Genomic DNA, 26,225 nt, shown 5'->3' with positions numbered 1-26,225 from the left:
AGTGAGCAAGCCATCATGGCATCCATCAATGTTCGTATCGACGACGATCTAAAAATCCGAGCCTATCGTGAGCTTGAGCGGTTGGGTGTTACGCCCTCCGAGCTCATGCGCCAAGCCTTGCAGTACGTCGCCGAGCGCGGGCAGTTGCCTTTTAAACCTGTGCTCATGACTGATGAAGATGAGGCGCTGCTAGCGACCGTTCGCGAGCGCCTTGCCGACCCTCAGCGAGTGAAGGTTTCGCTGGATGACCTATAGCCTTGAGTTCGATGCGCGAGCGCTAAAGGAATGGCAAAAGCTAGGGGATACGGTCCGGCAGCAACTCAAGAAAAAACTCGCCTCGGTTTTGCTGAATCCGAGGGTTGAGGCGAACCGGCTGCATAGCTTCCCGGACTGCTACAAGATCAAGCTGCGCAGTAGCGGCTACCGATTGGTCTACCAGGTGATCGATCAGGAGGTTGTAGTTTTTGTGGTAGCTGTAGATAAGCGCGAGCGGGAACAGGCTTATCGCAAGGCGGCAGAGCGAGTGGTAGGTAAAACGTCATAACGAAAAACCCGTTAAAGGGCGGTCTTAGGGGCTTCCACGGCATTCGGTGGAACGCAAAGGAGGCACCAGGAGTCAAAAATATCCCTAATTCAATGATTTGTAGTGTTTTTATTTATGATCATTTTGACCTCTATCCCTAAAACTATCCTTTGCATTAGGCTTGTCTTTCCTAGGTGTAATTAACATCAAGCTAGGGACGGTTTCTCATTCGGCTGCGGCACACCTCTAATTTATAATAATTGGAAAAGTACCTACTGCTATGGTGCGTGAGAGCATCCATCCTAGCACTGCGATTAATAAAATTGGTAAGCAGACAGGCGCGGACTATCGCTTGGCGATTTTTGGTCTGAACCCAGTAATCGTGAATTTTCTACGAACCAATAGAGTTAAATGAATTTCAATTTGTTTATTGCAGGTGCCTTTCGTCTTTCGAAAGTGTAGAATCGACTGATTATAAATAATTTGGGATAGGGTAAGTGGAAAAACACCAGGACGCAATATTGAATGACGCGCTAAGAGATGCAATAGCAACTCTTGGGGAAAGTGTGACGCCTGAACACGTTGACATACTTCGAGCTATTTTTTCAGCTGAGACCCAAGCGTGCTTCAAAGTCGTGCAAGATGTCGCTGGTTTTGAAATGGAGGTTAATCTAAAAAAACCGTTTTTAGATTTTCATCAATATGTGACAAATCCTCAGCCTGATTTCATTACTCGACTCCGAAATAATGCAAACAAAGGAGATTACTGGTATCACCAACTCGTGAATGGGATTCTTGGAAACGTACAGCAATCATTCTTGTGTGTGCTGTACCACCAAGGTAGATTGCTCGATGTGGAGGCCGAATTAATGAGGAGGTTGGCATCACTTGGCGAAATCCCTGCCCTCTCGAGAAACTCAACGCTTGGAATAGGTGGGACGCAGATTCTGGATTTTGAATACCAAGCGTATGTAATGGCATATCGTCGCTGTCTGGACCAACTTTCCACAGCCATTAGTGCTTTCTTCAAAGAACGTATTAGCTCTTTTAGAACTCTGCCTAAAAAACTTGCTCGCAAACGCCCGCTAGAAGTTGTGGAAGCTATCGCAGGTGCGCACAACAAATACATATCGGCCTTCGAATTTGTAATGTCCGAAGGCGGCGCACCATCAATAAGGGACCGTATAGCGCATTTTGAGTTCGTTCCCGCTGGCACTTTAAATATTCGAGCGGATGGAGCAGTTCTTGTTGGCGGAGGAGAGGGTTTGAACTTTGATCAAACTACAAGTGTTGAAAAAATGGAGCTTGCCAAGATAATCAATGATAAGACTGTAGCTCTGCATTCTTGCATTGCAGATATTTTAAATGGTTTTATTCAGTCTGTAACTGCGTGGGAGTTTGAGTCGAAGGAAGAATGAGTAGGTGTGGCTCACTGTGGTCCATTGATATAGAGTCGTGCCGGTAGTGCAAAAATACATAACGAGATCATTCGCCAAATTCTGCTGTCGGAAAAACTCAGGCTTTCGGGTTTACAGAAACACTGATTGATTCACTTTCCTCCCCAGTCAGTTGATAAGGGAGGAAAATGATCGTTCACATTTAGATGCAAGATTAAATGGTGTATGCGTCTCGCGTGCAGTGCACTTAAAATTGCGTTTGGTTGAGAGACGTTACGAAACGGGCCTTGGGAACAAAGCAGTCCAAGAAGGTTCCTCTTTTTTTGTTCTGTAAAGAATAGGGAGAGAATTATTTGGGCAGGTTTCAGGAAGGACTAATAGTAAGCCTTGTCCTTTAAAGCCTAACGGATTTTTGTAGAGTTTAGATCCTAAATTTCTGCACAGTGCTTTTGCTCTGTGCATTTCGCTTATATCGTTCCAGAAGCTGATTTCTTCGTCGAGGAATGCAAAACCAGATGAAGGGATTATCTCGCAAATATGAAGTTCGCTTTTTATAGAAAGTTTGGATAGCGCCGAGTTAACTTTACGCTCACCTTCCTCTGTTGAAATCAATGCGATAGCAATAAGGGGGATGTCCAGCTTAAGAAGCGCTTCAGAAAACTCTTCTCCAAAATTCAATATTCCTGAAGATAGGGTGTCTCCACTGCCAACGACATCATCTATTAAGACAACAGCCTTGGGAGGTATTTCGTCTTTAAGGTTGGATAGTTTTCTTGTTATCGTCGCTGGATCAAAAATGCAAGTGGTGGTAATCGCATTTGATTTAGCATACATGCGAGCATATTGAAGCCCGCTTTTTCCTATGCCATCAGCAAATGTCACCCAAATATCATTCCGACGATCAGTTCTTCTAGTTACTGTAGATGCGCCAACTGAGGGGTGAACGGCTTTGCTATGAGCGATCTTTAGATAATCATCAATTTCCGTAGGGGTTAAAAATCTAATATTGTCAAGGATTTTGAAAAGCATTCGTTGATCTAAAATGTCTGGAACTTGGTCTAGCCATGCCCTAATTTGCTCGCCATTTACCTTTTGTGCGCGATAAGATGGCCAGCGGTTTACGAGATTTTGGATTTCTTGGGCCGAGACATGGGCTTTGTCTTCTGCAGCTCTGATAGCATCTTCGTAATCATCGCCCAATGTGCTAGTTATTAGTTTATTTAACCCAAAATCCTTGAGCCAAAGCTCAAATAACGGCACTGTAAAATAGAGCTCCCCTTCACGCTCGCTTAGAATTTCGCGTCGTTTGAAATCGTCTATTAGTGGTGTTATCTCATGTTCCTGAAGTTGAGCGCAGACAGCACGACGCTTAGCATCATCTTCAAGTCTTTTGTTTTCTCTGAAAGAGCGGCCTATGCCAACTAGTAGTCTGAGGCGTTTAAGTTCTGCTACTTCAGCTTGCTCGCGCTCGAAGCTGATACCATCCTTCCATAGATGCGCAAAAGCGTTGGTATCAAGTTCCGATAGTAGTGCGGGAAGCTCAGAGGTTATATTTGACTCGGTGATTTCTGTGTCGCGTTCGCTTACGGTAGAGCTTACGATTTTTGAACACACGAGTTTCGTGTAATAGGGATGGCCGTGGGTTATTTTGAAAATTTCATTTATAGATGCTTCGTTCCAGTTTAATTTTCCTTCAACTGGCTTTGTAATAAGCTCAAGGTACTCAACCCATTCCTCGCTGCGTGAGAAGTAATCTACAGTCTGTCGTGAGAATTTATTTAGTTGGTCTCCTTGTGCGCCTATGATAAACGGCATTTTCTCACCGCCAACCAATATAAATGCTAGGTTCTTTCGTGCTGCAAGTGTTCTAAGGTTGGCAAAGAAGGTTTCGGCAAGAGGCCCGGAGCGATAAAGTTCTGGATGAATTTCGTCAAACTCATCTAGAATTATAATAAATTTTTTTGTCGGGCTCTTTGTTTCTAATTTTTTTGCGGCCAAATTAAGGTCGGCAATGGACTCACTGAAGTCAGGTGTAAAGGCATCAGTAGCTGAAAAATACTCACTTAGAAAGTGAAAGATATTTTCGCCAAGAGACTTTAGTGTTTTTTCCGGGGTTGCTGAGCAATATTCACCATACTCTAAATATAAGCTGTGAAAGTCTTTATGCTCTCGTTCCAAGTAATCGACCACTGCTTTTGCAAGCGAAGTTTTACCTATTCGCTTCTGGCCAGTAATATATGTCGAGGTCATCGGGCGTTTCAATAGCTTGTTGGCAATTGCTTTAACCTTAGCTCCACGTCCAACAAACATATCACCTTCAGCCACCTCGAGACTGTATGGCTCTAGAGCTTCAAGCGAGGCCCAATCTACTTTTTCATTCTGTCCCTCAATCGTGATATCAAATATCTGGCTTTTTGTTTCGCCAAAAATTTCAGCCCAAGTTATTTCAATGGTCATTCCTGCTTTTTTGCATGGATTGACAATGCAGGCTCTTAAGTATACTGCGAAGTTCCCTGGAGAAACATCTCCAAGGCTCACATTTTCGTTTTCCAGAATTATGTCGGATTCATCGCCGCAATCAACTTCGACTGAAACATTAAGTGCAGTTCCTGGTCCTCTATTGATGAGTGGAATGAGAATGTTTATATAGCGCTCACTCTGGTGCAGAGGGTATTTTTTCTCTGCTGAGCCTGGAGGTTTTCTAAGCGGCTCAATATGGGATGATAACCTTTCGGAAGACGTATTTTTTATTGTCCCAATTGCGTTTCTTACAGTTTCCAGAAACGGTTGGGCAAATTGGGTTGTAAAGAAGGAGTGGCAGCTTTCAACTATAGATTGCGCTTCTTCTAGAGTAAGCTCTATTTCGTCTAGCCGCTGTTTATATTCGGAGCCATTGCAAGAGGCTAGTCCATCTATGCCCTCTAGCAGTCCTTCTAGCTTGGTTTTAATTTGGACGTAATTAAAAGGCTGTAGATAGCTTTGAAATTGTTTGTGTTTGAGTGCTTTTGAGAGTATGGCTTTTTGAGTGGCTATCTCTGATATAGAGCCAGAAACTTGATTGAGTGGCGTGTAATTAGTGCAAGCGTTGCCATGGAATGCGCGTATGATGTTTATTTTTTCATACGTTTGCATTTGCTTTTCTAGGCGTAGGAATTTCAGTAGATCTGGAACATGGCTCTCTATTATCGATAGCAGCTTTCTATTTATAACATTTGGCTGTTCGTCTAAAGGGAGCAAACCTTCAACTGCCATGCAGCGGATGAGAATAATTGACGCTGTTCGATGCCCAATTGTTGCAGATTCTATTTTTCCAAGAACACGCTCTAAATTCTGTCCAGTGTAAACTCCTGAGATTTGGCAAGTTTGCGTCAATGCGCCAACTAGGAGCGTTCGAGCGTGCTCGTAAGTGCTGCTACAGTTTATATCGCTTCCGAGTCGGCTTAATTCTAGCTCTAGCTCAAAAATTGCAGAGTTAACTGATTCAGCCGTCAGTCCTTTATCGTCTGTCTTTAGTGCGTCACTTTCCATGTCTGTCCTAAATGCTTAGGTTGGTATTTTTATATAATATATGATGGCCAAATGATGCTGTCACGATTTTTTTCGGACGGTTAACCCCCCTCCGTATTCCAGGGGTAGGCTCCTAAAACTCTATAGGCTAGGGAACGGCCTACAGTCACCTTGCACCTGAATTTCCCTGCCACCTGAAAGGCAACCGCCAAAGAAGGTGGAAAATCTTGGTCAGCTCTGGTGGAAAACGTATGCCCTAGCGACCAAGAGGTTTTCAGTGTGTTGAGACGTGAAATTCGTATATATGATTTCTTCGATGAATCCGTCGGATACCATAGGCCACGTCTTGAAGGTCCTGATTATCAGAGATAGGCCTCACTCAGCGATGAATACCCATGATTTTCCTAAACGATGAGCGAGTAACTGCACAGTTAGTAGATAGTAATATCGTGTCGCTCTACTATGCTTATTTAGGCAATGCTCGAGAAACCAAATCACATGTTTTCGCTGCCAAGACCAGGGCGTTTCTCGCTGCCAGCGCTCAGTAATTTCAGCCTGGATGATTTTCGCCTGTCGCAGATGGCGTTGCCGGGTCGCGTGCGAGCCGGTTAGCACTCCGGTCAAGAACAGCTCCATGTCGAATTGCTTACTCATGCCCGCCCACCAATGTAAGCAGCGACCACGTCGATCCGCCCGTGCCCCAGCTCGAAGCTGATTTGCCACCGGGCCTCACGATCAAGGTTCTTATCTACCTGGCAACATTGGCCGCCGTTGATTGGCGCGGTGTGTTGGGTGATCTGCTCGTAGCGCTCACATGCGTACGCCGCTCGGAGCTCATGGAAGCCCTTGAGGTTGTGTGCATGCAAGACGTCCCGTGCAGGACGGATGATTGCTTGCAGAGTAGTCAGATAGCTTTCGTGTGGCGCAATCAGGTTGCGGCTACCCGCAGGCGAAATCTGCCTTGCAAACTTAAGTGCATCTCGAATATGGCCGTCCACAGCAATCCAACGCGGCGCCGACGCACCGGCGCGACCGCCTTTGGTGCCATCCTGAATGTTAATCCTACCTAGATTGCTAGCCTCACGGCTTAACCGTGGCAGGTCAGCCAAGATGGCCTCACGCAAGCGCATGCCGGTGGCTCGCGCCAACAGAACAATCGCGGCGGCCCGTAGTTGTTGTTGGTCGCAAAGAGCATCAACGATCTGCTTAACCTGTTCGCGGTCTTGGCCCTGCGGCACCGAGTGGCGAACCCCGGTGCGCTGCATACCCAACGCCTTGCTCGGGCTGGGCAATTTCACGTACTGATCACCGCGAAGCGCCGCCATGGTTCTGTTAACGCTGGATAGACGATTTTGCGCGGTGCTGATGGCGAGGTCACCGCGCCTAACTACCTCGCGAAGATAATCCGCGTAGTCGGCCAACACCTTTCTATCAATCTGCCGCGCATCATTGATGCCGGGCCCCTGTTCGGAGCGGCACCACCTCACGAATGCCAACCATCGATCACTGTGCGCCTTGACCGTGCCGTAGTGGCCACCGCCGAACATGTCTTTCAGTGCCTGCGGTCCTGCATAGCTCAGTTGCCTACCGTAGCCAAAGTTGCGGCCATTGCGTCTACCCACCAATGCCATGTCAGTCACCTCATCTACCGTTCTCCGATCCTCGCCCCACGTCATCCCGCCAAGAATGTTGAGTGTTATCAGGGATCAAGGCCCCTGCGACCTGTGGGGGTGTCCTCTAACGCGGGACTGGCGGCTCCTTACGTCCGGGAGCAAGGGCATCTCATGATCTGGCCTCCTGAACACCGTTACCGGTGGGCGGGTGGAGGCAGCACTGGCTGACGAGACCAGCGCCTGAAGATCCTGAGCCATGTGCAAGCAGCAATGCGATGACCGGGGCATACCTGACTGTCAGTCAGGTGCAGTCCATTCCTTGGTCTGCGGCACCATCATCTACAGCGCTGTTGCTGGTGACATCAGCGTTTGTCACGCCGATTGTCACGAGGGGGAATGCCGCAAAGCCATGTGCGATCAGGGCTGCAGCAGTGGTAGAAGTGCCCGTCTCTTTTCAAGAAAAGAGACGGGCACAGGTTGGCGCAGTATTCGGCCAAGCGGATAGGTTGCTGCAGGGCAGCGAGGTACGGAGCATCTGGCGCACGAGCGCTTTATGTGTAAGAGCATCCATCACATGGGTAGTGACCGGGCGAGCTGCCGGATGCGAATCGCCTTTGGGGAGAACCACCGCGGGAGCGGCGTGACCTTTAGGGTTCGGGTCACCTAGGGTGCTGTCATCGACAGCGCTTGCAACTCCCGGTCTACGCCTGTGGACAATGTTCGTCAAGCAAAGCGATTTCAGGGATTTAGCGCCTGTGGATAAAACTATCCCCCGGTGGACATCTGTGGTTTTCCACAGACGTACGCTGTGCCAGCGGTTTTTTTTCTTAGGTATGGTCCTTTCAAACGGGGCGGCTTTGCAGCCCCGTTTGAAAGGACCCGCGCGGAGGAGCTTCATGCGGTGCTGTGGGTAACTTCACAGCTAGTTGAGGTGGTGGTGCGGCGGGTTACTCGGTCCTCTTGGCACTGCGAAGGCGCGTGACGTTCTCGCCCGTCTGCTTGGCAAATTCATGCGGCGTCACATGGTCCTCGCGGTTCGCCTCCAGAAACCGGCTCCACCAGGTCATGATCATCCGGCGCTCTTCAAGGAACTCGGCCTTGTGGGTATAGGCGGCGCGCACGTTGTTGCGTTCCTTGTGGCTCATCTGGCGCTCGATCGCTATCTCTGACCACAGCCCGGACTCGACCAGTGCACTGCACGCCATGGCTCGGAACCCGTGGCCGCAGATATCCACCTTGGTGTCATAGCCCATCGTCCTTAGCGCGGCATTCACCGTGTTCTCGGACATCGGTTTCCACGGCTTGGCATCCCCCGCGAACACCAGATCGAACTTGCCGGTGATCGCGTGGATCTGCTCAAGCAAGGCCACAGCCTGTGGCGATAAGGGTACAACGTGGATGTCTCCGGCCATCTTCGTACCCCTTGTGGAGAAGGGCACTCCGTCCAGCGCCGGGCGGGTGTCGGGGATCTCCCAGATGCCGCGCTTGAGGTCGAACTCATTCCAACGGGCGAAGCGCAGTTCACTGGAGCGTACGAATACATGCAACGACAGCATCACCGTGAGGCGCGTGAGCGGGCGACCTCTGTAGTCCTCGATGCATGCCAGTAGCTCTGGGAGTCGCGATAGGGGTAGTGCGGGTCGGTGAGTCACCCGTGGAGTCTTGATCGAGCCATCGAGGTCGTGAGCCGGGTTCGCCGTAATCAGCCGCAGCCGTTTGGCTTCACGCATGATGCTTTGCAGGTAGTTCTTGATCCTGAGCGCCACGTCGATGGTGCCGCGCTTCGTCACGGCTTCTAGTGGCTGCATGAGGTCGTGGGTGTCTAACTCAACGATTGCTCTGGGACCGATCAAAGGGAATACGTGAGTCTTCAACCGGCTAAGTACAGTCTTGGCGTGGCCGGGCGCCCACTTCGGCACCATGCTCGCATGCCAGTCGAGCGCAACGCTTTCGAAGGTCCGGCCGTTGATCACGGCCTGGGTCTTGGCTTGTTGCTTGTACTGGATGGGATCTATGCCGTTGGCGAGCTGCTGCTTGATCTCGAAGCGCTTGCGGCGTGCGTCGCCAAGCCCGACCACCGGATAGCTGCCGAGGGCGGTCAGGCCTTCGCGGCCATCGGGTTTCACGTACCTGAGTCGCCAGCCTTTGCGGCCGTTGGGTTGCACAAGGAGGTAGAGACCGTCGCCGTCGAAGAGCTTGTACTCGCGCTCTCTGGGCTTTGCCGTGCGACAGGCGGTGTCTGTAAGCGGGGCAGTGGTGCGGGCCATAAGGGTAGTCTCCGATATCGAAACGGACCTCTATCCTTAAAACTACCCTTATTAGCGCTGGCTACCCTCGGAATCCGACGGAACGCCAAAACGAAAAAACCCGCCAGAAGGCGGGTTTTTCGGGGGTTCCAGAGATTTTGAAAGCTTTCTATGGAACCTTGAATGGTGCCGGCACCAGGAATCGAACCCGGGACCTACTGATTACAAGTCAGTTGCTCTACCATCTGAGCTATACCGGCAATGGGGCGTCATTATAGCGATCGTTTGGCGCCTGTAAACCACTTCGTTGCGATTGTTCGCAAAAGACCTAAGTTACCGGCCCAAAAGGAGATTTTTCCTACCAGCCGCGGTGGATGGTATTGACGCTTGGCTCGCTTTTGCCTGGGTTGAAGAACAGCTTGTCATTGTCGCAGCCGCGCTTGCGGCATGGGCTTTCGGTGCGCAGGGGCAGGCCGTTGTCGCCGCCCAACTGCATGCCGGGGTGGTTCCAGCCCAGGTTGCTGTTGGAGTGGGGCGCGGTGCCGCTGGCGCAGCCGGTCAGGGCCAGGGCGAAGGTCAACAGGGCGAGGGAGGTGGCTCGGGTCACGATGGTCAAGTCCGTTGGTCCATTGTCGGTTCTGGCGCAACGCCAGAAGGTCACGAGGCTGGCGGGCAGCGCGCGACGTCACTTTTTAATGATTTGGGGGCGGATAATACACCGTTACGGCGGTTGGGCATTAGCCTTGTGTTGTTGGTCAGGGCCTCTTCGCGGGCTTGCCCGCTCCCACAGGATTGGCGACGGTCTTGAAAACGGTGCAGTAAATGTGGGAGCGGGCGAGCCCGCGAAGAGGCCAGCAGCTGTATGAAAGTTCTGAACCAGGGGGCTAAAGCTTCAGGGCTCGGATGCTTCGGAAGTATCCTACGCGCGCCGCCGAAGTATCGCTGTTGTCGGGGAAGTGCCTCACGGATACCGTTTCCGGGTCGCTCTGGCGACCGGGTGTGAGAACCCGATTTTGAACGTATCGACTGCGTAATGGCGACCGTGCGCGGGCAGACCTTGGTCTGGCCGGGCTTCCTATGTTCACCCGGTTTCTCACCTCGTGCACGGTTGCCGCCTTTATTCCGTGAGAAAGAATGAACATGGCAACTCCTTTGAACGTAGGAGTTTGAAACTTGAAAACGATTGATGCAGATCCGTCTGGCAACAGCCAAAAGCCAATCACCACCGCAGGCGTAGAAACCTTTCTCGCAGCCGGTAACCCATCCCTCAACCTGCTACGCGTAGAGCCCGGCGTCCCGGTCGATGCTGCCTATGAGCATGTCTCGATTCTGATGGGCTACATCAAGCACCTGGTGCGCGAGGGGGATATGGAGGATGACCACAAATTCCTGGGGGCCGCTGATTACCTGTGCGATATGGCCAAGGCGCTGATGAACGATATCGAGATCGCCAAGAATAAATCCCATTGAAAATGTGAGATGGCCGGGGGCTGCGATGCAGCCCATTCGCAGCACAAGGCTGCTCCTACAGGGATCGTGTGCGGGCTCTTATGCCAACCACAAGAAATGTTTATGCACAAGTGGCATTGGCGACTTGCGCGAAAGGCATGCCGGGTCCATACACCGCTGGTCTTTGCGCAAACGCCTGTTTTTACTGGGCTTGACGCGTAAGGCGGAATAAGCCGAACGCTTGAAATAGCGCTTGGATCCAACAGGTAATCACAAGCTTGTTCACAGACTTATCCACAGGTTGTGCAGCGGCTAACGGTCGCGTTCCGCGAGGATGAGCAGGTTGCGCGGGGTTAGCGGGTAATCGCAGAACAGACCCAGGCGCACGTCGTAGCCTTGTTCTTCGAGAAACAGCGCGCGATCGAGCACCAGCCACAGCTCCAATGGCCGGCGGAACAGGTTGCGCACGCGCTCCAGGTTGCGTACCTCAGCCAGGCGTTGCCAGCCGGCGGCTTCCAGTGCGGCCCAATCCGGGTTGCCGTTCAAGGGCAGTTCCTTGAGCTCGGCCAGGTCGCGGCAGTACTGCTCAAAGGGCTTTTCCAGCCAGGCTACCGGCAGCGATGGGGTTGGCAGATAGGCGTCGCTCTGGCGCTGCTGGCGTTGCAGCAGGTCGAAGCCCAGGCGCCGGGCCATCGAGGTGTCGCGCTGACGCCGCACGCGGGCGCCGGCGGTGACGGTTTCGCTCAACGGCAGGCCCAGGTCGTCCAACGACAGCTGCAGGTTGGACGCTTGCGCGGCTGTGGATAACGCCTGGTATTGCTGCGCAGCGATGCGGTTATAGCAGCAGGGGGCCACGGCCAGTTGCCGGCACCCATGCTGGCTGGCCAGTTGCATCAGGCGTACATGCAGGTCGCCACAGGCGTGCAGGGCGACCACGCTTTTGTCGTCAGCCAGATGGCGGGCGCTGTCGTTGGCCATCACATCCTGATGCACATGCTGCGCTGGCAAATGATGGTGCGCGCTCAGGGCCTGGCCGGCGGCGACCAGCTCGGCGTCGTATTCCAGGCAGGTCAGCTGCTGGCCGGGTTGCAACAGGCGGCGGCCGAGATGGCCTTTGCCGGAGCACCAGTCCAGCCAGTGACGGGGTTGCTGGTGGAAGGCCAGGTGGCTGGCGAAGGCCTCGATCTGCTGCCATTTACGACCGGGGACGGCCACGTCCAGCCGGTGGGCAGCGGGGGGCAGATCGGTCTGCGGAAGGCTACCGAGGGCGGCGAGTTGGCGGGCTTGTTCGGCCAGTTGCGGGAATGGGGCGGGCAAGCGGTCAGTGGCGCTATCGGCTTCGGCGTCTACCAGGGAGCATTGGCGCAGATGGCCGGCCAGCTCGGGGTGGGTGGTTTCCCAGTCCAGCTGCAGGGTAGTGAATGGGCGGGGTTTCCACAGTGGCTGGTGCTCGATCAGGAACTGGTCGAGGGCCTGGAAGCGGGTGCTTAGGTGGTGGCTGTGGAGGTGGTTGGGCATGGGAGGTGTGTGGTGGTTTTCAGGGCCTCTTCGCGGGCACGCCCGCTCCCACAGTTATAGTGCACAGGGTAAGTATTGTGCAGTACTTGTGGGAGCGGGCGTGCCCGCGAAGAAGGCTAGGAGGTCTCAGCGCCCTTGGCAGGCATCTACCCGCAACCAGCGCTCCAGCAGCTTGAAACCCTGCACCAGCAAGAACGAGATCACCAGGTAGAACACCCCGGCCGCGAAGAAGATCTCCACCGGCAGGTAGGTCCGCGCAATGATGGTTCGGGCCATGCCGGTCAGCTCCAGCAGGGTTACGGTACTGGCCAGGGCACTGGCCTTGAGCATCAGGATCACTTCGTTGCTGTACGCCGGCAGGCCGATGCGCGCAGCGCGTGGCAGCATGATGTAGAACAGCGCCTTGCCCCGCGACATGCCCAGCGCCCGTGCCGCCTCGATCTCACCCTTGGGGATCGCCTGCAGCGCGCCGCGCAGGATCTCGGCGATGTACGCGGCGGTGTGCAGGGTCATGGTCAGCACCGTGCACCAGAACGGGTCGCGCAGGTACGGCCACAGCGAGCTGGCGCGCACGGCATCGAACTGCGCCAGGCCGTAGTAGACCAGGAACAGCTGCACCAGCAGCGGTGTGCCGCGGAAGAAGAAGATGTAGCTGAACGGCAAGGCGCGCACGTACCAATGGCGCGAGGAGCGGGCGATGCCCAGCGGGATGGCCAGGATCAACCCGGCAACCACGGCGATGGCCACCAGCTCCAGGGTCAGGGTCGCGCCCTGGGCCAGGCGTGGCAGCCATTTGATGATGACTTCCCAGTTCATTATGCAGCCCTCGCAAAGCCGCGAGCGGCGCGTTTTTCCATGAAGTGCATGCCGGTCATGGCGATGATGGTCAGGCTCAGGTAGATGCAGGCCGCCACCATGTAGAAGGTGAACGGCTCTTTGGTCACGGTCACGCCGATCTGTGCGTGACGCATGATTTCTTCCAGGCCGATCACCGACACCAGCGCGGTGTCCTTCATCAGGATCATGAACAGGTTGCCAAGGCCAGGCAGGGCGATGCGCCACATCTGCGGCAAGATGATCCGCGACAGGATGCGGCCCTTGGACAGGCCCAGCGCCATGCCGGCTTCGCGGTGGCCCTTGGGAATCGCCAGGATGGCGCCACGGAACACTTCGGTGGCGTAGGCGCCGAAGCACAGGCCGAGGGCGATTACGCCCGCCGCGAAGGCACTCAGTTCCAGGCCCGGCATGTTCAGGGCCTCGCCGAGGGCGTTCATCAACCCGACGGTGCCGAAATAGATAAGCAGAACCCACAGCAGTTCGGGCACGCCGCGAACCAGGGTCGAGTAGAAGCCGCCAAGCCACTGCAGCGGCTTGATCGAGGAGGTTTTGGCCAGGGCGCCGAGCAGGCCCAGCACCAGCCCCAGCAGCAAGGCGCAAAGCGCCAGTTTTACGGTCATCAGGGTGCCGGCCATCATGGCCGGACCGAATCCGTGCAGGTCGATATTCATGGGCAGGTCATTTTAGGGACTGGCGCGCCACGAGGGCGCGCCGGTCAGGGCGGGTCATTCGATGCTGAACGGGAAGTACTTGTCGTTGATCTTCTTGTACGTGCCGTCGGCTTTGATTTCTGCCAGGGCGGCGTTCAGCTTCTCGCGCAGCGGGTCGCCTTTGCGCACTGCAATGCCGATCTTGTCGCTGTCGACCACGGGCTCGCCTTTGAACTCGAAGTTGGAGCCGTCTTTGCTCTTCAGCCACTCGTACTGCACGTACTTGTCGGCCAGGATGCCATCAATACGGCCGGACACCAGGTCCAGGTAGGCGTTTTCCTGGGTGTCGTACAGCTTGATGTCCAGGTCGCCGCCGTAGTTGTCTTCCAGCCAGGTACCGGCCAGGGTGGCGCGCTGGGTGCCGATGGTCTTGCCTTTGAGGTAAGCCTTGTCGGTCTTGAAGTCGACGTTTTTCGGCGCGATGAACTGCAGCTTGTTGGAGTAGTAGGGGTCGGTGAAGTCGACAGCCTGCTTGCGCTCGTCGGTGATCGACAGCGAAGACACCAGGAAGTCGAATTTCTTGGCGTTCAGGGCCGGGATGATGCCGTCCCAGTCGGAGGTGACGACCGAGCACTCGACTTTCATCTTGGCGCACAGGGCGTCGCCGATGTCTTTGTCGAAACCAACCACGTTACCGCTGGCATCCTTGTTGTTGAACGGTGGGTAGGCGGCTTCGATGCCCATGCGCAGTTTTTCTGCGGCCATGGCGTTTGCCGACATCACCAGCGTGGCAGCAGCTGCCAGGAGGAACTTCTTGTAAGTGTGCATGTATTGCTCCGTTAGCGGTGGCTGGACATGAATTGCTTGCAACGCGCCGAGGTCGGGTTTTCGAAGACCTGTTGCGGCGATCCCTGCTCTTCGACCAGGCCCTGGTGCAGGAAGACGACTTCACTGGACACATGCCGGGCAAAGCTCATCTCGTGCGTTACCAGCAGCATGGTACGGCCTTCTTCGGCCAATGCGCGGATAACGTTAAGCACTTCCTGGACCATTTCCGGGTCGAGCGCCGAAGTTGGCTCGTCGAACAGGATGACCTTGGGCTTCATGGCCAGGGTACGGGCAATGGCGGCGCGCTGTTGCTGGCCACCGGAAAGCTGGGCGGGGTAGCTGTGGCGTTTGTCGTAGATGCCGACCTTGTTCAGCAGCGCTTCGGCGGCTTCGATGGCCTCGGCCTTGCTTTGGCCGAGTACGCGGCGTGGCGCCTCGATGATGTTGTCGAGGATCGACATGTGCGGCCACAGGTTGAAGTTCTGGAAGACAAAGCCGATTTCGCTGCGCAGGCGGTTGATCTGGCGGTTGTCGGCTGCGATCAGGTCGCCATTCTTGGCGGCCTTGAGCTTGAGGGCTTCGCCAGCGACCAGGATTTCGCCCTGGTGCGGGTTTTCGAGCAGGTTGATGCAGCGCAGCAGGGTGGACTTGCCGGAGCCGGACGACCCCAGGATGGAGATCACGTCACCGTCGCGTGCGGTCAGCGAAATGCCCTTGAGAATTTCCTGCTCGCCGTAGCGTTTGTGCAGATTGCGGATTTCCAGCGCGGGCGTGGCCTGAGCCATGTGCGGTCCTCATGTGTTCGGGTGCGTTCCCAGCTATTGGCGGCCTTCCTGGCGTGCGCCAAGCTAGCATAGCGGCATTATGACGGCCAACAGGGTCGCCGGGGACTGTGGGCAATGGTGGGGCAGTTTGTCGCATCGCTACAGCGTAACGTCGCGCAGATGTCCGCGAAGGTGTCGCCCAGCACCAGAGCCTTGATGAAAAAAGGCGCGATGGTGCCAGCTTTGGCCAGCTCATGGAAGCGGTTTTGCCCCATTCGCGGGTAAACCCGCTCCTACAGGCCATACGATCCAGCCAGGTGCGGGTTTACCCAGGAAGGTAGCAGTGAGCCTGGGGGTTGTACCTGCGGGTTGCACTTTATTGCTTTGCGGTGGTGCACAGGTGTTACCGGGGAGCACCTTTGCTGCGTTTGTAAGTGGGTATTTCAGTAATCCGATGATTTGGCGCCCTTTCGGTCAAGGTATGGCCGAAAGCCCTCCAAACCTTGTCCTAAAAGGCCTGCAGAATTTTCTGACGAATGCATTCAGCACATGGCGCGCTTATTGCCAGTAGGAAACCGCCGATTGCAGCGACGCCTAGGTCAACCCCGGGCGCGCTCCGTACCCGCAGTCGGAGTGGTCCACTCCTTACAAAGGTAGTTTCAATGAGCGGTAACAATTCCAATGACCTCGCTCAGGGGCTCAAACAACGGCATGTCACCATGCTGTCCATTGCTGGCGTCATCGGTGCCGGCCTGTTCGTAGGCTCCGGCCACGCCATCGCAGCTGCCGGCCCGGCCGTGCTGCTGGCTTATGCCGCCGCCGGTACGCTGGTTGTGCTGGTGATGCGCATGCTGGGTGAAATGGCGGTCGCCTCGCCTGACACCGGTTCATTCTCTACGTATGCCGACCGCGCTATCGGGCGCTGGGCCGGCTTCACCATTGGCTGGCTGTACTGGTGGTTCTGGGTGCTGGTGATTCCGCTGGAGGCCAACGCCGCCGCCGCCATCCTGCATGCCTGGTTCCCGGCGGTCGACCTGTGGGCCTTCTCCCTCATCATTACCCTGGCACTCACCCTGACCAACCTGTGCAGCGTGAAGAACTACGGTGAGTTCGAGTTCTGGTTCGCCCTGCTCAAGGTGTTGGCGATCATCGGCTTCATCGCCGTGGGCTGTGCTGCCTTGTTCGGCTTTGTGCCAAACAGCCAGGTGAGCGGTGCCAGCCACCTGTTCGATACCCAAGGCTTCATGCCTAACGGTCTGGGCGCCGTGCTGGCCGCGATGCTGACCACCATGTTCTCGTTCATGGGCACTGAAATCGTCACCATCGCCGCTGCCGAGTCGAAGGACCCGGGCAAACAGATCAGCCGTGCCACCAACTCGGTGATCTGGCGCATCTGCCTGTTCTACCTGGTGTCGATCTTCCTGGTCGTGGCCCTGGTGCCGTGGAACGATCCAGCGCTGGCCGAAACCGGCTCCTACCAGACCGTGCTGAGCCGTATCGGCGTGCCGAATGCCAAGCTGATCGTCGACATCGTCGTCCTGATCGCGGTGACCAGCTGCCTGAACTCGGCGCTGTACACCTCTTCGCGCATGCTGTTCTCGCTGAGCAAGCGTGGCGACGCCCCGGCCATCGCTCAGCGCACCACCAAGGCGGCTACCCCGCATGTGGCGGTTTTGCTGTCCACGGCAGCGGCGTTCCTTTGCGTGTTCGCCAACTTCGTGGCCCCGGCCCAGGTGTTCGAGTTCCTGCTGGCCAGTTCGGGTGCCATTGCGCTGCTGGTGTACCTGGTGATTGCCGTGTCGCAGCTGCGCATGCGTGCTCAGCGTGAGGCCCGCGGCGAGAAAATCACCTTCAAGATGTGGCTGTTCCCGGGCCTGACCTGGGCGACCATTGCCTTCATCGTTGCCATTCTGGTGGTAATGGCGCTGCGTGAAGATCACCGCGCCGAAATCATCGCGACTGCGCTGCTGAGCATTGGTGTGGTGGCGGCTGGCTTGCTGGTGCACCGCAAGCGTGAAGCTGCTGGAAGGGTAGCGCTGGATAACTGATCCGCGCTGGCTGAAATGAAAAGGGGGCGGCCCCTGGGGGGGGCGGGCCCTTTTTTGTTGCCTGTTCGGGCCTCTTCGCAGCACAAGGCTGCTCCTACTGGGACGGCACCGCTGTCGGGCTTGTGGCAAGCCTGTGGGAGCGGGCGTGCCCGCGAAGAGGCCGGGACAGGTTACATGGCTCGATCAGCCAAACTGCTTCTGCTGTTGCTGCTGCTTGGCCACCAGTTCGGAAGCGGCGATATAGGCCTCCTGGAACTCATCGCTCTCCAGCCAGGCCATGGTGGCTTCTTCGTCAGCGCCGTCCAGCCATTTGCGGTAGGCGTTGAACACCAGCACGATGTAGTCGGTGGCGTGCTCTTCCTTGTGCCCCTTAAGCACCAGGGCCAGCAATGGGTCCACCAGGAATACCGAGATCATCGGCACCAGGCCGCCTTCCTGGGCTTCCTTCATTTTCTTGAACATGGCGTCGTAGCTGCCCGATTCCATGGCCTTGTTGTACACCTGCTCGACACTGGCGCTGTCACCGGCACTGGCCTTGACCGCCTGGCCGCTGCGTACCATGCGGTTCTGCTTGGCCTTGCTGGCGGCGCGCTTGGCGCGTTTCTGTTGCTTGGTAGGGGTGGCCATGGGGCTGGAGTCCTTGGGTGGCGCTGGAAAAGTGCGTATTGAATCGCAGATGGCAGTGAAACCCAAGCGGCATTGGCGGGTCTGAGTCAGGCTGCCGGACATTCGGCCTTCGCACACAGGACATTCACGGATGAAAGCACCCCTCTTGCTCGGCCTGCTGGCCGCCGCTCTGGCCGGCTGTGGCAACATCGCCGCAGTCAAATCCTTCAATACACCTTACGGTTCACCCAGTACTGGCGACACCGCACGCCTGCGGGTGATCGCCGACGGCATGGTGCGTGCCGTACCGGAAAAGGACTGTGTGGACTGGTACAGCCCTGGTGCTGGGGTGATTGCTGTGCCAACCAAAGGTTTTGCCGACCGCAACGGTGAGACCCTGGGCATGCCTGCCGGTGCGGCTGCCCAGCCTGGCGACGCTGTCAGTGAAGTGCGGGTACCTGCCGGCAAGCCGTTCACCTTGCACTTTCTCGATAATGGTCGCCCAGCGGGCTATAACAGCGTTCAGAACTGCCTGGGCATGTTCTCGTTCGTGCCGGAGAAAGGCGCTGACTACGAACTGGTGGTGCACGGCTTTAGCACGTGTGGCGGTACGCTCAAGCGCCTGGATAAAACTGAGGATGTGGCCAGGCGCAAAGCTGATTATTGCAGCGCCATGGCCAACTTCTAATCCAGCCAGGCTAACTGGGAGGTTGGCCTTCAACAAAAATAACAGGCAACAAAAAACCCGCACTAGGCGGGTTTCTTGTTGTCGCTTCGGGTAACTTTGCAACCACCAGAAGCTTGAAGGTGGTGCCCAGAGACGGAGTCGAACCGCCGACACGAGGATTTTCAATCCTCTGCTCTACCGACTGAGCTATCTGGGCGACGAGGTGAATTAAATAGATTTCCGGACCGCTCGTCAACGACTTTTTGAAAAAATTTTAAATTAATTCCGTCGCTTACGATTTTTGGGGTCATTCGGCCGGTGGAACGTAGCCTTCGGCCTGGGCGTATTCTTCGCCGGCGAAAAACTTGTCCATCTCGGCCTGGAGGAATTTGCGGTCCTCGGCGTTCATCATGTTCAGGCGTTTTTCGTTGATCAGCATGGTCTGGTGCTTCTGCCAGTCGGCCCAGGCTTTCTGCGAGATGTGTTCGAAGATGTCCTGGCCCTTGGCACCTGGGTAGGGCGGGCGTTCCAGGCCTGGAAGTTCTTCTTGGTACTTGCGGCACATCACGGTGCGGGTCATCGGGCGTCTCCTGCAATCAGTTCGTCGGCCGCGCGTTCAAGCAGCTTTTTCACCGGGGCGGCGAGGCCCAGGCGCGGCGGGGTGGCGAGGTTATACCAGAGCCAGTCGGCCTCGGCCACGTGCTCGCCGACCGGGTCGACGCGCACCAGCCAAGGCTCGATCGCCAGCTGGAAGTGGCTGAAGGTGTGGGTCAGGCCGTCCATGGCGCGGCTGCCAGCCAGGCGCAGGCCGTGCTGGTAGGCCAGGTCGTCGAGCTGGGCTATGTCTTCCAGCTCCGGCAGGCTCCACAAGCCACCCCACAGCCCGCTGGACGGGCGGCGATAAAGCAGGATGGCGCCTTCGGGGTTGGTCAGCAGTGGCATCAGCGTGCGCCGTTGCGGCAGCGCTTTGCGCGGCTTGGGCTCGGGGTAGCGGGTTTCTTCGCCGTGCAGGTGCGCTTCGCAGCCGCGCTGCAGCGGGCAGATCAGGCAACTGGGCTTGCTGCGCGTGCACAGCGTGGCGCCCATGTCCATCATTGCCTGGGTGTAGTGGTTGGCGCGCAATTGTGGGGTGAAGCGCTCGGCTGTGGCCCACAGCTGGTTGGCCACCTTGGGCTCGCCGGGGTAACCCGCCTGGGCGCTGTAGCGGGCCAGGACGCGCTTGACGTTGCCGTCGAGGATCGGCGCGCGGATGCCCATGCTGATGCTGGCGATGGCGCCGGCCGTGGAGCGGCCGATGCCGGGCAGTTCGGTAAGCTGCTCGACACTGCGCGGGAATTCGCCGCCATGTTGCTCGACGACGATTTTCGCGGCCTTTTGCAGGTTGCGTGCGCGGGTGTAGTAGCCCAGGCCCGTCCACAGGTGCAGCACTTCGTCCTCCGGCGCCTCGGCCAGGGCCTGCACGGTCGGCAGGGCCTGCATGAAGCGGTCGAAGTAGTTGAGCACGGTGCTGACCTGGGTCTGCTGCAACATGATTTCCGACACCCACACCCGGTACGGGGTGATACCCTGTTGCCAGGGCAGGTCGTGCCGGCCGTGCTCGTCATACCAATCCAGCACAGCGCTTGAGAACTGCTCGGGGCTCATCGCTTGAACAGCCCCTTGAGCGCGTCTTTCACTTCCGGGCTCACTTTGTCTCCAAGTTTTTCATCGAGCTTTTCATCGATCTTGTCTTGCAGGCGGTTGCCGGCCAGCTTGGCCGCTACCTTGCCCAGGCCGTTCTGGTCCAGGCGGCAGGCCTTGGCGCCGAGCTCCAGCGGGCCACGGCAGCGCAGCGGCACTTCAACGCCCACATAGCGTTCGTTGACCTGGCAGGCCGGGTCCGGCATGGCGCGCTGGTCGCCTTCGACGATCACGCCCACGTTGTAGTCCATGCCCAGCACGCGCAGGTCGAGGTCACCATGGCCGTTGACGGTCAGGCCTGGAATGCGGGCCTTGAGGTCTGGGTTGCTGGCGACGCCATTGCGTACCACCAGGCTGCCGCGCAGCTCCTGGAACGGGGTGTCCTTGCCGCGTGGTTCGCCGCTCAAGGTTTTGCGATTGAGCGTGGCGATGGCCTGGCACAGCTGCTGTTCAAGGTTGGCATTGACCAGCACACCGTCGTTGATGGTGAAGTTTGCGCTGCCGTTCAGCGTGTCGACCAGTGCCTTCTGGCTGTTACCGGTGGCGGTCAGATCACTGGTCAGGGTCAGCAGGCCCTTGACCGGTGGCGTCTGCTCCTTGCCTTCGGTCTTGATGAAGTGCTCCACCGGCACCCGTTGGATGTTGGTATTCACACCCAGTTGTGGCACGGCAGGGCGCACATCGACCGTGCCCTTGGCTTCGAAGGTGCCGTTGTACAGCTCGCCGCGCAGGGTTTGCAGGGTCAGCAGGCCGCCCTGGCCAATGGCCTTGAGCTGGGCGTCTTCGATCGGCAGCTTGTCCAGGGTCAGTGAGCCGAAGGCCACGTCGGCCTGCAGGTCGAGGGCGCGCAGGCGGTCTACCGGCAGCAGTTTGTCGTCGCTCCAGGCCACCTGCGTCGGGGCATTAGGCAGCGGCGTGGTGCCGGCACCGGCCACGGCGCTGGCCTCCTGTTGCTTGACCTCGGCCTGGCGCGCAGCGGTGGCACCCTTGGCTTCTTCGCTCTTGGCGGGCAGGTAACGGTCGGCGTCGAAGGTGTCGCCTTTGAGCTGCAGGCGCAGGGCTTGCTTGGCGAAGTCTTCGACGGCCACGCGGCCACTGAAGGTGCTGTCGTCCAGCTTCACCGCCAGGTCTTCCAGGGCCAGGCTGTTGGGCGTGCCCTGCAGGCGCGTGACCAGCTCCAGCTTGGCGAAGGCGGCCGGGTCGTTGGTGGCCGGTAGCGGGCGGCCGATGCTGTCGAGGAAGGTGCGCAGGTTGAACTGGGCGATGGACAGGCCGCCGCTCAGCTGTGGTGCCTTGTCCAGGTCGCGCAGGTTCAGTTCACCGAGGGCGCGCAGTTGGTTGGCCGAGACTTTCAAGCCGTTCCACGAGGCGACATTGGCCGCCAGGTCGACCAGCAACTGGCCTTGGGCGGCGAAGGTCACGGTCTTGCCAGCGGTAGGCTCACCCGAGGTTTCGCCCGACAGGCGCATGTCTTCGAAGTTGTAGCGCTTGAGCATGCGGTCGAAGCGCAGTTCGCCGGCCAGCTCGGTGCGGGCCTTGATGCTCGGTTGGCTGGCGCTGATGAAGGCACTAGCCTTGAGCGGGATATTGGCGCCTTCATGGACCGGGCCGGTGCTCAGCTGGATGCTTTCGGCGCTGTAGCTTTGGCCGGTCTTGGCATCGGTGTACTGCACGCGGGCGTTGTTCACGGTCAGGCTGTCGATGTCCAGCTTGACGGCGCGGTCGTTGTTGTCGGCTGGCGCAGGCTTCTGCTCGGCGGTTGGCTGCGCTGGCGCAGCGGCGGTCGCGCCGTTTTGCGCGGGTAGCGGCTTGCCGATGTCTTCCCAGTTGCCATGGCCCTGTTCGTCACGCGCCAGGGTCAGGTTCAGGCCTTCGACGCGAACGTCGCTCATTTGCACTTCGCGGCGCAGCAGCGGCAGCACACGGACCGAAAGGCCGAGCATTTGCAGGTCGGCGAACGGTTCCTTGGGTTTGGCCAAGGTGGCGATGCTGGCTTCGTGCAGCTCCAGGCCCAGCCACGGGAACAGGCTCCAGCCGATGTCGCCGTTGAGGGTCAGTTCGACGTGAGCCTTGTCGCGTGCCAACTGGCGAATCTCGTCTTTGTAGTCGTTGGGATCAAACAGGTGGGTCAGGGCGAAGCCCAGCGCCACGATGATCAGCAGCAACCCGAGAAGCCCAAGTCCCAGGATTTTGCCGAACGCTTTCATGGGCGAGTCCTTGTAGTCCGTTAGTGAAATTCAGGCGGCAGAGTATAACGCCGTGGTGGTTGTCCCTGCGTATTCGACCAGAGATACAGGGCATATCCTAGGTTTTCAGCAGAGGGTACGGCTTTTGGCGGGTAGATGTTCGCCTGTGGCGGCCTCTTCGCGGGCACGCCCGCTCCCACAGGTTCTGCACAAGCCTGTGGGGGCGGGCGGGGCCCCGAAGGGGGCGCCACAGGACCCTTTCTACCCGGCAAAAAATAACGATATCAGATTGCTTTCACGCCATTTGGCTCTGCTAACCTTGCGCCGCTTTGCGAGCCCCCTCCCTATAACAAGGATCAGATCCATGACCAGTACCGTCGCGACGGGCACCTCGGCCGGTGCGCCAGGCTTCCTGTCGAAGGAGCGCATTATCGCCCGCCCGGGCTTCAACCGCTGGTTGGTGCCGCCAGCCGCCCTGGCCATTCACCTGTGCATCGGCATGGCCTATGGCTTCTCGGTGTTCTGGCTGCCATTGTCGCAAGCCCTCGGCATCACCGCCCCCGTCGCCTGTGCCGCAGACATGAGCTTCATGGCCCGGATGTTCAGCGCCGAATGCGACTGGCCGATCTCGATGCTGAGCTGGATCTACACCCTGTTCTTCGTCTTCCTCGGCTGCTCGGCGGCGGTGCTGGGCGGCTGGCTGGAGCACGCCGGCCCGCGCAAGGCCGGCCTGGTTTCGGCCCTGTGCTGGTGCGGCGGCATGCTGCTTTCGGCAATCGGCGTGAAAACCCACCAGCTGTGGCTGATGTGGCTGGGCTCCGGGGTGATTGGCGGTATCGGCCTGGGGCTGGGCTATATCTCGCCAGTGTCGACCCTGATCAAGTGGTTCCCGGATAAACGCGGCATGGCCACCGGCATGGCGATCATGGGCTTCGGTGGCGGGGCCATGGTGGGTGCACCGTTGGCCGCCGCGCTGATGGGGCATTTTGGCAATGAGCACGAAGTTGGGGTGTGGCAAAGCTTCGTCGCCATGGCGGCGATCTACTTCGTGTTCATGACCGCTGGCGCCCTGGCGTATCGTGTGCCGCCGACTGGCTGGAAGCCTGAAGGCTGGACTGCCCCGGTGAAGAAAGCCGCTAACGCCATGGTCACCGACCGCCACGTGCATGTCAGTGTGGCCTGGAAAACCCCACAGTTCGTGCTGATCTGGCTGGTACTGTGCCTGAACGTGTCGGCCGGCATCGGCATTCTCGGCATGGCCTCGCCGCTGCTGCAGGAAGTGTTCGCCGGCAAGCTGCTGGGCAACGAACTGACCTTCAGCCAGCTGAACACTGCGCAGTTGGCGCAGATTGCCGCGATCGCCGCGGGCTTCACCGGCCTGCTGAGCCTGTTCAACATCGGCGGGCGGTTCTTCTGGGCGTCGTTCTCCGACTACATCGGCCGCAAGAACACCTACTTCGCTTTCTTCGCCTTGGGCGTTGGCTTGTACAGCCTGGTGCCGAACATGGGGCACCTGGGTAACGTGGCACTGTTCGTGGCCGCGTTCTGCATCATCCTGTCCATGTACGGCGGCGGTTTCGCGACCGTGCCGGCGTACCTGGCCGACCTGTTCGGCACGCAGATGGTGGGTGCCATCCATGGCCGCCTGCTGACCGCCTGGGCGGCAGCGGGGGTATTGGGGCCGGTGTTGATCACCTACCTGCGCGAGTCTCAGTTGGCTGCGGGGGTGGAGCGGGCAGCGGCCTACGACATGACCTTGTACATCCTCGCCGGCCTGCTGGTGCTGGGGTTCATCTGCAACATGCTGGTGCGCCCTGTGGCCGACAAGCACTTCATGACGGATGCCGAACTGGCGGCCGAGCGGGCGCTGAGCCATGACAAGGGCGCCGACGGAGCGCGTTCGCTGGAATGGAAAGCGGCCCCGGGCAGCCTGCCGCTGGTGCTGTTGGCCTGGGCCGTGGTGGTGGTGCCGTTGGCCTGGGGGGTGTGGGTAACCTTGCAGAAGACGGCGGTGCTGTTCCACTGATCCACGCCGTTGGGGCTGCAAGGCAGCCCCAATTACCCGGTTGTATAGACCTGTAGCGGCATCCAGCCCGCGTAATTCCTCGCTTTGCCATATGTCATCCGCGTTTCAAGCTGGCGCGTTCTGGGCCTATAATGGAGCCCTTTTCGCCCAATGATTTTGCGGAGCTGGTGATGGTCGAACGTAAGGCTTCCGTCGAGCGCAATACCCTGGAAACCCAGGTCAAGTGCTCGATCAACCTCGATGGCAGTGGCAAGGCCCGATTCGATATCGGCGTGCCTTTCCTTGAACACATGCTGGACCAGATCGCCCGCCATGGGCTGATCGATCTGGATATCGAGTGCAAGGGTGACACGCATATCGACGATCACCATACCGTCGAAGACGTCGGTATCACCCTGGGCATGGCATTCGCCCAGGCCATCGGTGACAAGAAGGGCATCTTCCGCTACGGCCACGCCTACGTGCCGCTGGACGAAGCGCTGTCGCGCGTGGTCATCGACTTCTCCGGTCGCCCAGGCCTGCAGATGCACGTGCCCTACACCCGCGCCAGCGTCGGTGGCTTCGATGTCGACCTGTTCCAGGAGTTCTTCCAAGGCTTCGTCAACCACGCCCTGGTCACCCTGCACATCGACAACCTGCGTGGCCACAACACCCACCACCAGATCGAAACCGTGTTCAAGGCTTTCGGCCGCGCCCTGCGCATGGCCATCACCCTCGACGAGCGCATGGCCGGGCAGATGCCATCTACCAAAGGGTGCCTGTAAATGCAGACGGTAGCCGTAATCGACTATGGCATGGGCAACCTGCACTCGGTGGCCAAGGCGCTTGAGTATGTTGGCGCTGGCAAGGTGCTGGTCACCAGCGACGCTGCAGTCATTCGTGAAGCCGACCGCGTGGTGTTCCCCGGTGTGGGCGCGATCCGCGATTGCATGGCCGAAATCCGCCGCCTGGGCTTCGATAGCCTGGTGCGTGAAGTCAGCCAGGACCGTCCTTTCCTCGGTATCTGCGTCGGCATGCAGGCACTGCTGGAGCACAGCGAAGAAAACGACGGTGTCGACTGCATCGGCCTGTTCCCCGGCCAGGTGCGTTTCTTCGGCAAAGACCTGAAAGAAGACGGCGAGCACCTGAAGGTGCCGCACATGGGCTGGAACGAAGTCGGCCAGACCATCGACCACCCGCTGTGGCACGACATCCCTGACCGTGCGCGTTTCTACTTCGTGCACAGCTACTACATCAATGCCGGCAAGCCGGGCCAAGTGGTCGGTCGCGGCCACTATGGCGTCGACTTCGCCGCCGCGCTGGCTGATGGTTCGCGCTTTGCCGTGCAGTTCCACCCGGAGAAGAGCCATACCCATGGCCTGCAACTGCTGCAGAACTTCGTCGCCTGGGACGGGCGCTGGTAAATGAGCAGGTCGAAGACCAAGGCCCCGGTCCTTACCCTGGCCCCCGAGCAGGAGCGCGACGCGCTCGACACGCTCAAGCGCTTCCTCGAAGACCGTTTCGAGCTGCAGTTGGGGTCGTTCGAGGTGGCCGAGGTCCTCGAGCTGTTCAGCAAAGAAATTGCACCCCTTTACTACAACAGGGCGATTGCCGATGTTCAGCTGCACCTCAAGGAGCGGTTCGAGAGCATCGAAAGCGATCTGTGGGCGCTCGAAAAGCCCTGAAACCCTAAGAACAGAC

Annotated in this window: 24 protein-coding genes and 2 tRNA genes; 10 read left to right on the top strand and 16 right to left on the bottom strand. The window is 57.7% G+C overall.

Features of this window, described 5'->3' with window-relative positions; all coding sequences use genetic code 11:
• The first annotated feature begins 15 nt into the window (after positions 1-15).
• The 3 genes from ACNFBR_RS19230 (at position 16) to ACNFBR_RS19220 (ending at position 1,941) form a co-directional block, all read left to right on the top strand.
• Entirely contained in the window at positions 16-255 is a 240-nt protein-coding gene (locus ACNFBR_RS19230) for a type II toxin-antitoxin system RelB/DinJ family antitoxin (protein WP_060478286.1), read from the top strand.
• On the top strand, positions 245-544 hold the full coding sequence (locus ACNFBR_RS19225) for a type II toxin-antitoxin system RelE family toxin (protein WP_416736326.1): 300 nt from the start codon (positions 245-247) through the stop codon (positions 542-544). The genes ACNFBR_RS19230 and ACNFBR_RS19225 overlap by 11 nt, the downstream gene beginning before the upstream one ends.
• Before the next feature lie 476 nt (positions 545-1,020).
• Positions 1,021-1,941: a hypothetical protein gene (locus ACNFBR_RS19220; RefSeq protein WP_416736325.1), complete on the top strand. Its 921-nt coding sequence runs from the start codon at positions 1,021-1,023 to the stop codon at positions 1,939-1,941.
• A 252-nt stretch (positions 1,942-2,193) separates the two neighbouring features.
• Here the strand turns inward: ACNFBR_RS19220 and ACNFBR_RS19215 are convergent, their stop codons facing one another.
• The 6 genes from ACNFBR_RS19215 to ACNFBR_RS19190 form a co-directional block, all read right to left on the bottom strand.
• Positions 2,194-5,448, bottom strand: coding sequence for an ATP-binding protein (locus tag ACNFBR_RS19215; RefSeq protein WP_367394426.1), 3,255 nt, complete (start codon positions 5,446-5,448; stop codon positions 2,194-2,196).
• 354 nt (positions 5,449-5,802) lie between these two features.
• On the bottom strand, positions 5,803-6,081 hold the full coding sequence (locus ACNFBR_RS19210) for a hypothetical protein (protein ID WP_416736324.1): 279 nt from the start codon (positions 6,079-6,081) through the stop codon (positions 5,803-5,805).
• Positions 6,078-7,058, bottom strand: coding sequence for an integrase domain-containing protein (locus tag ACNFBR_RS19205; protein ID WP_416736323.1), 981 nt, complete (start codon positions 7,056-7,058; stop codon positions 6,078-6,080). The genes ACNFBR_RS19210 and ACNFBR_RS19205 overlap by 4 nt, the downstream gene beginning before the upstream one ends.
• Before the next feature lie 929 nt (positions 7,059-7,987).
• Positions 7,988-9,307: a tyrosine-type recombinase/integrase gene (locus tag ACNFBR_RS19200; protein WP_416736322.1), complete on the bottom strand. Its 1,320-nt coding sequence runs from the start codon at positions 9,305-9,307 to the stop codon at positions 7,988-7,990.
• 163 nt (positions 9,308-9,470) lie between these two features.
• A tRNA-Thr gene (locus tag ACNFBR_RS19195) sits at positions 9,471-9,546 on the bottom strand.
• Positions 9,547-9,644: 98 nt separating this feature from the next.
• Positions 9,645-9,893 carry a hypothetical protein gene (locus tag ACNFBR_RS19190; protein WP_416736416.1) on the bottom strand — a complete coding sequence of 83 codons (249 nt, stop codon included), beginning with the start codon at positions 9,891-9,893 and terminating at the stop codon, positions 9,645-9,647.
• 566 nt (positions 9,894-10,459) lie between these two features.
• Between ACNFBR_RS19190 and ACNFBR_RS19185 the strand changes: the two genes are divergently transcribed.
• A complete protein-coding gene (locus tag ACNFBR_RS19185) occupies positions 10,460-10,756 on the top strand; it encodes a DUF3077 domain-containing protein (RefSeq protein WP_416736321.1) in 297 nt (98 codons plus the stop codon).
• A 291-nt stretch (positions 10,757-11,047) separates the two neighbouring features.
• Here the strand turns inward: ACNFBR_RS19185 and ACNFBR_RS19180 are convergent, their stop codons facing one another.
• The 5 genes from ACNFBR_RS19180 to ACNFBR_RS19160 form a co-directional block, all read right to left on the bottom strand.
• Positions 11,048-12,253 carry a methyltransferase gene (locus ACNFBR_RS19180; protein ID WP_416736320.1) on the bottom strand — a complete coding sequence of 402 codons (1,206 nt, stop codon included), beginning with the start codon at positions 12,251-12,253 and terminating at the stop codon, positions 11,048-11,050.
• Positions 12,254-12,379: 126 nt separating this feature from the next.
• A complete protein-coding gene (locus ACNFBR_RS19175; RefSeq protein WP_416736319.1) occupies positions 12,380-13,069 on the bottom strand; it encodes an ABC transporter permease in 690 nt (229 codons plus the stop codon).
• Entirely contained in the window at positions 13,069-13,761 is a 693-nt protein-coding gene (locus ACNFBR_RS19170; protein WP_416736318.1) for an ABC transporter permease, read from the bottom strand. Before ACNFBR_RS19170 ends, ACNFBR_RS19175 begins: the two co-directional genes overlap by 1 nt.
• Positions 13,762-13,815: 54 nt before the next feature.
• Positions 13,816-14,568, bottom strand: a complete 753-nt coding sequence (locus ACNFBR_RS19165) for an ABC transporter substrate-binding protein (RefSeq protein ID WP_416736317.1) — start codon at positions 14,566-14,568, stop codon at positions 13,816-13,818.
• Positions 14,569-14,579: 11 nt separating this feature from the next.
• Entirely contained in the window at positions 14,580-15,353 is a 774-nt protein-coding gene (locus ACNFBR_RS19160) for an ABC transporter ATP-binding protein (protein ID WP_003255746.1), read from the bottom strand.
• A 641-nt stretch (positions 15,354-15,994) separates the two neighbouring features.
• Here ACNFBR_RS19160 and gabP point away from each other — a divergent pair.
• A complete protein-coding gene (gabP, locus tag ACNFBR_RS19155; RefSeq protein ID WP_012270085.1) occupies positions 15,995-17,380 on the top strand; it encodes a GABA permease in 1,386 nt (461 codons plus the stop codon).
• 183 nt (positions 17,381-17,563) lie between these two features.
• Here gabP and ACNFBR_RS19150 read toward each other — a convergent pair whose 3' ends face one another.
• Positions 17,564-18,007, bottom strand: a complete 444-nt coding sequence (locus ACNFBR_RS19150; protein ID WP_286112008.1) for a hypothetical protein — start codon at positions 18,005-18,007, stop codon at positions 17,564-17,566.
• 130 nt (positions 18,008-18,137) lie between these two features.
• On the opposite strand from ACNFBR_RS19150, the gene ACNFBR_RS19145 reads away from it, so the two are divergent.
• Complete coding sequence (locus tag ACNFBR_RS19145) at positions 18,138-18,674, top strand: hypothetical protein (RefSeq protein ID WP_416736316.1); 537 nt, start codon at positions 18,138-18,140, stop codon at positions 18,672-18,674.
• 120 nt (positions 18,675-18,794) lie between these two features.
• Here the strand turns inward: ACNFBR_RS19145 and ACNFBR_RS19140 are convergent.
• The 4 genes from ACNFBR_RS19140 to ACNFBR_RS19125 form a co-directional block, all read right to left on the bottom strand.
• Positions 18,795-18,870 (bottom strand) — tRNA-Phe (locus ACNFBR_RS19140).
• Between the two features lie 90 nt (positions 18,871-18,960).
• Positions 18,961-19,233, bottom strand: coding sequence for an oxidative damage protection protein (locus ACNFBR_RS19135; protein WP_003255742.1), 273 nt, complete (start codon positions 19,231-19,233; stop codon positions 18,961-18,963).
• Positions 19,230-20,297 carry an A/G-specific adenine glycosylase gene (gene mutY / locus ACNFBR_RS19130; protein WP_416736315.1) on the bottom strand — a complete coding sequence of 356 codons (1,068 nt, stop codon included), beginning with the start codon at positions 20,295-20,297 and terminating at the stop codon, positions 19,230-19,232. Before mutY ends, ACNFBR_RS19135 begins: the two co-directional genes overlap by 4 nt.
• Positions 20,294-22,540 (bottom strand): AsmA family protein, encoded by a 2,247-nt coding sequence (locus tag ACNFBR_RS19125; protein WP_416736314.1) that lies wholly within the window; start codon positions 22,538-22,540, stop codon positions 20,294-20,296. Before ACNFBR_RS19125 ends, mutY begins: the two co-directional genes overlap by 4 nt.
• Before the next feature lie 343 nt (positions 22,541-22,883).
• On the opposite strand from ACNFBR_RS19125, the gene ACNFBR_RS19120 reads away from it, so the two are divergent.
• The 4 genes from ACNFBR_RS19120 to ACNFBR_RS19105 all read left to right on the top strand — a co-directional run bounded on the left by ACNFBR_RS19120 (position 22,884) and on the right by ACNFBR_RS19105 (position 26,209).
• Entirely contained in the window at positions 22,884-24,545 is a 1,662-nt protein-coding gene (locus tag ACNFBR_RS19120) for an OFA family MFS transporter (protein WP_416736313.1), read from the top strand.
• Between the two features lie 170 nt (positions 24,546-24,715).
• Positions 24,716-25,309, top strand: coding sequence for an imidazoleglycerol-phosphate dehydratase HisB (gene hisB / locus ACNFBR_RS19115; protein WP_003255736.1), 594 nt, complete (start codon positions 24,716-24,718; stop codon positions 25,307-25,309).
• Positions 25,310-25,948, top strand: coding sequence for an imidazole glycerol phosphate synthase subunit HisH (gene hisH, locus ACNFBR_RS19110; RefSeq protein ID WP_416736312.1), 639 nt, complete (start codon positions 25,310-25,312; stop codon positions 25,946-25,948).
• On the top strand, positions 25,949-26,209 hold the full coding sequence (locus ACNFBR_RS19105) for a DUF2164 domain-containing protein (protein WP_416736311.1): 261 nt from the start codon (positions 25,949-25,951) through the stop codon (positions 26,207-26,209). It abuts the gene before it with no gap.
• The last annotated feature ends 16 nt before the right edge of the window (positions 26,210-26,225 follow it).

It is taken from the genome of Pseudomonas sp. NY11955, assembly GCF_048068035.1.
GTDB lineage: Bacteria > Pseudomonadota > Gammaproteobacteria > Pseudomonadales > Pseudomonadaceae > Aquipseudomonas.
The sequence above is the reverse complement of the archived record's forward strand: the minus strand, read 5'-3'. Positions and strand labels throughout refer to the sequence as shown.